This is a genomic window from Mesorhizobium sp. M7A.F.Ca.CA.004.12.1.1 (assembly GCF_003997835.1).
Lineage (GTDB): Bacteria > Pseudomonadota > Alphaproteobacteria > Rhizobiales > Rhizobiaceae > Mesorhizobium.
In genome coordinates, this window is the sequence record NZ_RZRK01000275.1 from 1 (window position 1) to 7,266 (window position 7,266).

General features: G+C 63.7%; 7 protein-coding genes. 2 read left to right on the plus strand and 5 right to left on the minus strand.

The window, feature by feature from the left end; translation table 11 throughout:
* The coding region (locus EN984_RS16120) for a LysR family transcriptional regulator (RefSeq protein WP_127274417.1) at positions 1-214 on the minus strand (214 nt) is incomplete at its 3' end.
* A 128-nt stretch (positions 215-342) separates the two neighbouring features.
* Between EN984_RS16120 and EN984_RS16125 the strand changes: the two genes are divergently transcribed.
* The gene (locus EN984_RS16125; protein ID WP_164748648.1) at positions 343-1,680 is read left to right on the plus strand and encodes an aromatic ring-hydroxylating dioxygenase subunit alpha; all 1,338 of its coding nucleotides are present in this window, start codon (positions 343-345) and stop codon (positions 1,678-1,680) included.
* Between the two features lie 85 nt (positions 1,681-1,765).
* Positions 1,766-3,412, plus strand: coding sequence for an acetolactate synthase large subunit (locus EN984_RS16130; protein ID WP_127268600.1), 1,647 nt, complete (start codon positions 1,766-1,768; stop codon positions 3,410-3,412).
* Positions 3,413-3,456: 44 nt separating this feature from the next.
* On the opposite strand, the gene EN984_RS16135 is transcribed toward EN984_RS16130, so the two are convergent.
* The 4 genes from EN984_RS16135 to EN984_RS16150 all read right to left on the minus strand — a co-directional run bounded on the left by EN984_RS16135 (position 3,457) and on the right by EN984_RS16150 (position 7,100).
* A complete protein-coding gene (locus EN984_RS16135; protein WP_127268599.1) occupies positions 3,457-4,626 on the minus strand; it encodes a substrate-binding protein in 1,170 nt (389 codons plus the stop codon).
* Between the two features lie 82 nt (positions 4,627-4,708).
* Positions 4,709-5,410 carry an ABC transporter ATP-binding protein gene (locus EN984_RS16140; protein WP_127268598.1) on the minus strand — a complete coding sequence of 234 codons (702 nt, stop codon included), beginning with the start codon at positions 5,408-5,410 and terminating at the stop codon, positions 4,709-4,711.
* Positions 5,411-5,412: 2 nt separating this feature from the next.
* Positions 5,413-6,117, minus strand: coding sequence for an ATP-binding cassette domain-containing protein (locus tag EN984_RS16145; protein WP_127268597.1), 705 nt, complete (start codon positions 6,115-6,117; stop codon positions 5,413-5,415).
* Positions 6,114-7,100 carry a branched-chain amino acid ABC transporter permease gene (locus EN984_RS16150; protein WP_127270113.1) on the minus strand — a complete coding sequence of 329 codons (987 nt, stop codon included), beginning with the start codon at positions 7,098-7,100 and terminating at the stop codon, positions 6,114-6,116. The genes EN984_RS16145 and EN984_RS16150 overlap by 4 nt, the downstream gene beginning before the upstream one ends.
* Positions 7,101-7,266 lie beyond the last annotated feature (166 nt).

A 7,266-nucleotide genomic window follows, 5' to 3' on the forward strand; every position in this document is an offset into this window, starting at 1 on the left:
GCGTGTTGCCGGCCCCGGTGACGGCGACGCGGTTGCCTCTGCGCGTGAACAGCTCGACCGACAGCTGGCGCTCGAGATTGGCGACATGCCTGCTGACCGCCGATTGTGCGATGTTGAGCTCCTGCGCGGCCAGTGTCAGCCCGCCATGCCTGGCGGCAGCCTCGAAGACGACCATGGCGTTCAGCAGGGGAAGCGATGTTTTGAGGGTTTTCACGGTCCGGACCTACATTCATGCCTTTTCGATATGAAGGTCTATCATATCTGTATTTGCTGCAAGCCTTTCCGCATCGCACACTCTATCGAAACATCATTCTAACGCCAGCGAGCAGAAAGGTGTTTGCCGTGCAGGCCTACACACCGAACAGCCAGCCTATCGACAGAAGCGAGACCGTCAGGCTGATCGACCGGCAACGTCCGGACTGGTCGCTGGAACAGGCCTTTTATGCCGACCCGGCGATCTTCGCGCTGGAACGGGACTTGTGGTTTCCGCGCCAATGGATGCTTGTCGCCCATGCCAGCGAGGTTCCCGAAAAGGGCCGCTACATCGTGCGCCAGCTGTTCGACGAGGAGATCATCGTCGTGCGCTTCGGCGACGCCGAGGACGACATCGCGGCCTACTACAATGTCTGCACCCATCGCGGCTCGCGGCTCTGCGCCAAGGATGGTCGCGGCAAGCTTCTGGTCTGCCCCTATCATGCCTGGTCGTTCAGGCTGACCGGCGAACTGCAGTCGCGGCAGGATCTGCCGGCAAGCGTCGATCCGGAAGCGCTGGGACTGCACCGCGTGCCCTGCAAGAGTTTCGGCGGCCTCGTCTTCTGTGGCCTCGATGCCAGTTCGCTGCCCGACATCCAGCCTGTCGCGGACGGGCTGACGGGCGGCTTGCGCGAAAACGGCCTCGACCGTGCACGCATCGTCGCCCGCAAGAATTATCTGACCAAGGCGAACTGGAAGCTGGTGCTCGAGAACTTTCTCGAATGCTATCACTGCCGGCCGGCTCATCCCGAATATTACCGCGTCAACGGCCATGTCAAAGTGACCGCGACCCGCGATGCCGACAAGGCGGTCGAGTGGCAGAACGAAATCGAGGCCTGGCACAGCGTCATCGGCGATGCCGAATTCCACAAGGGTGCGTGGCAGGCAGGCGACCTCGACACGATGCCGTTTGCCATGCACCGCAAGCCGATCGGCTCCGGCCGTAACACGCTGTCCAATACGGGCGAGGGGGTCTCGTGCCTGATGGGTGGTCGTCACGCCTATGATGGCGGCGAAAGCGGCTTTCGCCTCGGACGCCTGTCGTTTGCAAGTGCTGCCAATGATTATGTCACGCTGTTCCAGATGATACCGCGCAACGCCATGGAAACAGACGTCATCCTGACCTGGCTCGTCGACAAGGATGCCGATAACGACATCGACGCCGATGCGATCAGCTGGATGTGGGACGTCACCACGGTGCAGGACAAGAAGATCACCGAGGACAATGCCGACGGCATTATGTCCCGTGCCTACCGGCCAGGCCCCTACACGCCGCTGGAAAGCCAGACCTCGTTCTTCGTGCAGACCTATCTGTCGGAACTGCGTTCGCTGATCACCGGCACGCGCGGCGCGACCGCCAGACAGTGGTCCGCGCCGAAGGAACTTTTCGCATCGCCGAAGGCGGCGAGCTGCAACACGCGGCTCTGACCCGCGGCCGAAGATGCCTCTTTGAGGCGTCGCATTCCGATGCCATATGAAGGTGGCCGACGGAATGTTGCGGGAGAGACAGTTTATGACCAAAGGTTCGGACTTGTTCGTCGCGGCCCTCGAGAACGAAGGGGTCGAACGGATTTTCGGCATTCCCGGCGAAGAAAATCTCGATATCGTCGAATCCATCCGCCGCTCCTCGATCCAGCTGATCCTGACCCGCCACGAGCAAGCAGCCGCTTTCATGGCCGCCACCTATGGCAGGCTCACCGGCAAGCCGGGTGTGTGCATCACCACGCTTGGCCCAGGCGCGCTCAATCTTTCGACCGGTTCGGCCTATGCGCTGCTCGGCGCGATGCCGATGATCATGATCACCGGCCAGAAGGGCATCCTGTCATCCCGGCAGGCGCGCTTCCAGATCGTCGACATCGTCGCGGCGATGAAGCCGCTGACCAAGCTGTCGCGCCAGATCGTCTCGCCGAAGATGATCCCCTCGCTCGTGCGCGAAGCTTTCCGTGTCGCCCAGGAAGAACGTCCCGGCCCCGTACATCTGGAACTGCCGGAAGACATTGCGGCGGCCGAGTGTGAGCCGATCGCACTGGTGCCGACGCACCCGGTCGAACTGCCGCTGGCCAGCCCGGGTGCGCTTGATCGCGCCGCCCTTATGATCATGGAAGCCAGGCGCCCGCTGCTGATGTTCGGCGCGGCGGCGTCGCGTCCGCGCGTGACCCCCGATGTCGCGCAGTTCGTGCTGCGGACGCAAATTCCCTATTTCACCACGCAGATGGGCAAGGGAACCGTGCCCGGCGGCACGGAGCTCTATATGGGAACGGCAGCCCTTTCGGAGCGCGACTACGTGCACGAGGCCATCGAGCAGGCCGATCTGATCATCACCATCGGTCACGACACCGTGGAGAAGCCGCCCTTCATCATGGGAGCGAAGGGGCCGAGGGTCATTCATGTCGGCTACCAATCAGCCGATGTCGAGCAGGTCTATTTCCCGCAAGCCGAAATCGTCGGCGACCTCGGCCCTTCGCTGGCGCTGCTGGCCGACCGCATCGAGGGCAAGATCCCCAACGCGCAGGTCCTGCTGCCGCTGCGCGAAGGCATTCTGAGCCGGATCGCCGCGCGCGCCACCGAAGATCGCTTCACGCCGCAGCGCATCGTGCACGACGTGCGCGCCGTGATGCCGGCCGACGGGATTCTCGCCCTCGACAACGGCATGTACAAGATCTGGTTTGCGCGCAACTACCGGACGCGCATGGCAAACACGATCCTGCTCGACAATGCGCTGGCCACCATGGGCGCGGGCTTGCCGTCGGCGATGATGGCGGCACTGCTCTATCCGCAGCGCCGTGTCATGGCCATCTGCGGCGATGGCGGCTTCATGATGAACAGCCAGGAACTGGAAACCGCCGTCAGGCTCAAGCTCAACCTGGTCGTCCTGCTGCTCGAGGACCACGCCTACGGCATGATCCGCTGGAAGCAGGCGGTCGATGCGTTCCCGGATTTCGGCATGACCTTCGGCAATCCCGATTTCGTCAAGTATGCCGAGGCCTATGGCGCCAAGGGGACCAGGGTTGCGGAGATCACCGACTTGCGGCCGGCGCTGGAACAGGCCTTCACCGGCGGCGGCGTGCATCTCGTCGTCGTGCCCATCGACTATTCCGAAAACACCAGGGTGCTTGTCGACGAACTGCGCGAGCGGCTGCCAGCGCCGCAGACGCCCTGACGGCAGCGACAAAGCCGCCGTCAGGATTGCTTGGGCGGAAGACCCTACACCTTGCAGTAAGGCGTCACCGGCTCGATGGTGCCGAAGTCCTTAGCGATCTCGTAGCCGATGCCGTCGGACGCCGCCTTGCCTACATAGGAATGGCACAGCGTGTGGTTGTTGGTGGCGTCGACACGGATCTTGCCTTGCGGTGCGTCGAACTCGATCGACGGCAGCGCGGCCAGCACATCATCGTCCTTCAACGATCCAGCCTTCTCGGCGGCCAGCGCATAGAGATGCAGGCCGTTGTAGCCGGCCTCGCCGATGCCGTTGACCATCTTCTCCTGACCGAACTTCTCGCGGAAGCTCGAGATGAACTTCTTGTTGACCGGGTTGTCGAGCGCCATCCAGTAGGGTTGCGGCGCATAGGTGCCGGCCGCCACGCCGGGCGGCAGCGCGTCCTTGTTGAAGACCTCGTCGAGCGGGGCGATCAGCGGCTGCTTGATGTCGAAGCTGCGATACTGCTTGAGCTGGGTGACGGCGTCGTTGCCGACCACCATCGACCAGACGACATCGGGCTTCAGTGACTTGATCTTCTGGAAGGCCGGGCCGAAATCGGTGGTGCCGAACGGATAGTAGTCGGCGCCGATGATCTTGCCGCCGGCCTTCTCATAGGCTGCCGTGATCGCCTCGGTCATCTTCTGCGGCCAGGCATAGTCCGAAGCCATGACATAGATCGTCTTGCCGAGGTTCTCGGCCACCCACGGCATCATCGGGTCGACCTGCTGCATCGGGATCGGGCCGGTGGCGACGAAGTAGCGGTTGCATTCGCCGCCTTCGAAATTGGTCGGGTAGAAGAACAGCTTCTTGGCCTTCGAGGTGACCGACAGCGTGGCGCTGCGTTCGGGCGAAATGATCGTGCCCATGATCACGTCGACCTTGTCTTCGTTGATGAGCTTGCGCGCCTTGTCGATGGAGCCCTTGGTCGTGGTCTGGTTGTCCTCGATGATGAGCTCGACCTGGCGTCCGCCAATGCCGTTGGCGGCGTTGAGTTCGGCGGCGGCCAGCTTGTAGCAATTGAGCAGCGTCTCGCCGAGAATCGCCTGCAGCCCGGTGATCGGGATCGATAGGCCGACCTTGACGGTGTCGGCGGCGCGCAGGATCGACGGCGCGCCGACGATGGCGAAGGCGGCCGCGGCGCCGCCGGATTTCAAGACAGTTCTTCTGCTTATCATTGTTGTGTTCCCTTCCAGTCCCAGGCGCGCCCCATGCACGCCTTACAAGTCAACAAGTTCCCAGGCGCGCTTCACGCGCGCTCTATAGGGCCAACAGATCCTTCAGCAGGGTCTCGTCGGCGAAGGTCTCAGGCGCACCTTCGTGGACTATCCTGCCCTTCTCCATCACCAGGCAGCGGTCCGATGCCTTGAGAACGAGATCGAGATTCTGCTCGACAAGAATGATCGCGATGCCGCGCTCGCGGGCGATGCGCGGCACCAGTTCGGCGATCGACTGCACGATGTTCGGCTGGATGCCTTCCGAGGGTTCGTCGAGCAGCAGCACCGACGGCAGGCCGCATAGCGCGCGACCGATCGCCAGCATTTGCTGCTGGCCGCCCGAAAGCGTGCCGGCAACCTGCGCTTCGCGCTCCCGCAGGATCGGAAAATAGCCGAAGATGTCGTCCGGGATGCCACCGTCGCCACGGTCCTTGGCGGCGCGGGTGCCGACCTCCAGGTTTTGCCGCACCGTCAGCTGGTTGAAGATCCCGCGCCCCTGCGGCACATGCGCGATGCCTGCCCGCGCGCGGCGGAAAGCTGGCGCGTTGGTGAGGTCTTTATCGCCGAGAACCACCGCGCCTCCGCTCGCTCGCAAGCCGCCGGCGATGACGCGCAGCAGCGTCGTCTTGCCTGCGCCGTTGCGGCCAAGCAGGCCGACGACTTCGCCGGACGCGACACTGAGGTCGATGCCGTTCAGCACCGGGAGCAGGCCGTAGCCGGCCGAGACGGCAAGTGTCCGCAGCATGCTCAGCGCCTCCCCAGATAGACGTCGCGGACCATCTCGTCGGTCTCGATGTCGTGGAAAGGACCGCTGCGCAGTCGGCGTCCCTGGTGCAGCACCAATGTCTCGCAGTTCAGCGCCCGCACGAAGCGGATGTCGTGCTCGACGGCAACGATCGAGAACTCGCCCTTGAGCCGCAGCAGCATGTCGGCCGTCGCCAGCGTCTCTTGTGGTGTCATGCCGGCGGTCGGCTCGTCGAGCAAAAGCAACTTTGGCTCTATCGCCAACGCCATCCCGATCTCCAGCCATTGCTTCTGGCCATGCGCGAGCTCGCCGGCCAGCGTGGCGGCACGGTTACCGAGCGCGACCAGTTCCAAGAGTTCACCAACCGGGCGCACTGGCGAAGGCGCGCCCCAGCGCGCGACCTTCAGATTGTCCTCCACCGAGAGGTTCGGGAAAACCGAGGGAATCTGGAATTTGCGGGCGATGCCGAGCCGGGCGATGCGATGCAGCGGCAATCCGGCGATGTCATGGCCGAGGAAGCGCACGCTGCCGCTGGTCGGACGCAGCGTGCCGGTCAGCACGTTGAGGAAGGTGCTCTTGCCAGCGCCGTTCGGCCCGATGATGCAGCAAAGTTCCTTGTCTCGTACGGCGAGGTTCAGAGCCTCCAGCGCCTGCAGTCCGCCAAAGCGGATACCGACATTTTCAGCCTGCAGCAGGATGTCGCTCATTGCGCGCGCCTCCCGCCCTTGAACAGGTCTTTCAGCCGCGCGTAGATCGACAGGATGCCATCCGGCAGGACGAAGACGATGATGACGAAGACACAGCCGAGCAGCAGCGGCCACAGGCTCGGGTTGAAGCTGCTGATCGTCTGCTGCGCGCGCTGAATGAAGATGGCGCCCAGTACTGGCCCAAGCAGCGTGCCGCGTCCGCCGACCGCCACCCAGACGATGACTTCCGTAGACAGAAGCAGCCCGGACAGATCGGGTGCCACCAGCCCGGCCATACAGACATAGAGGGCGCCGGCAAGGCCGGCGATCGCCGCCGACAGGACGAAAGTGACAAGCAGCCGCAATGGCGCGTTGTGGCCGAGCGCGGCCGCCCGGATTTCATTGTCTTGAATGGCGGTCAGCACTGTGCCCCAGCGGCCACGGCTGATCAACCAGAGCGCCAGCACCGTCATGGCGACGATGGCCGAGACGAAGATGTAGCTGGGCAGATCCTGGCTGAGATCGACGTGCAGCCCGCCAAGATCGAACTCGATCGGCGGGATGCCGATCAGGCCGCTGTCGCCGCCGGTGACCGAGCTCCAGGAGACCGCGGCCTGCTGGCAGATGACGCCCATGGCCAGCGTGACGATGGTGAAATAGCTGCCACGGATGCCGCCGAAGAACAGGAAGTAGCCGATGATGGCGGCGACGAAGGCCGCACCCGCCACCGCACCCATGATGCCGAGTAAGCTTCCAAAGGGGATGGCATCATTGAGTGTGACCAGCGCCATGATGTAGCCGCCGATGCCGAAAAAGGCGGCGTGGCCGAAACACAGGATTCCGGTGCGGCCCCAGAAGAAGTCGAGGCTCGCCGCGAACAGGCCGAAGATCAGCGCGTCGCGGATCACCGTCAGCTGATAGCCGCCGGCAAAGAGCGGATAGACGACCGCGAGCGCCACGCAGATGGCGAAGATCAGCAGCCAGTTGCGGTCGCGGGCGATCATCGCGACGCTCCGTTGAACAGGCCGTTGGGCCGCAGCCGGACAGCGACGATGGCCGCCAGCAGCACGATCGCCTGCGCCAGCGACGGCGAGATCTGATAATTGAGGATGCTGGTCAGCCCGCCGACAAAGACGCTGCCGGCGACGAGGCCGCCGATCGAGCCGACGC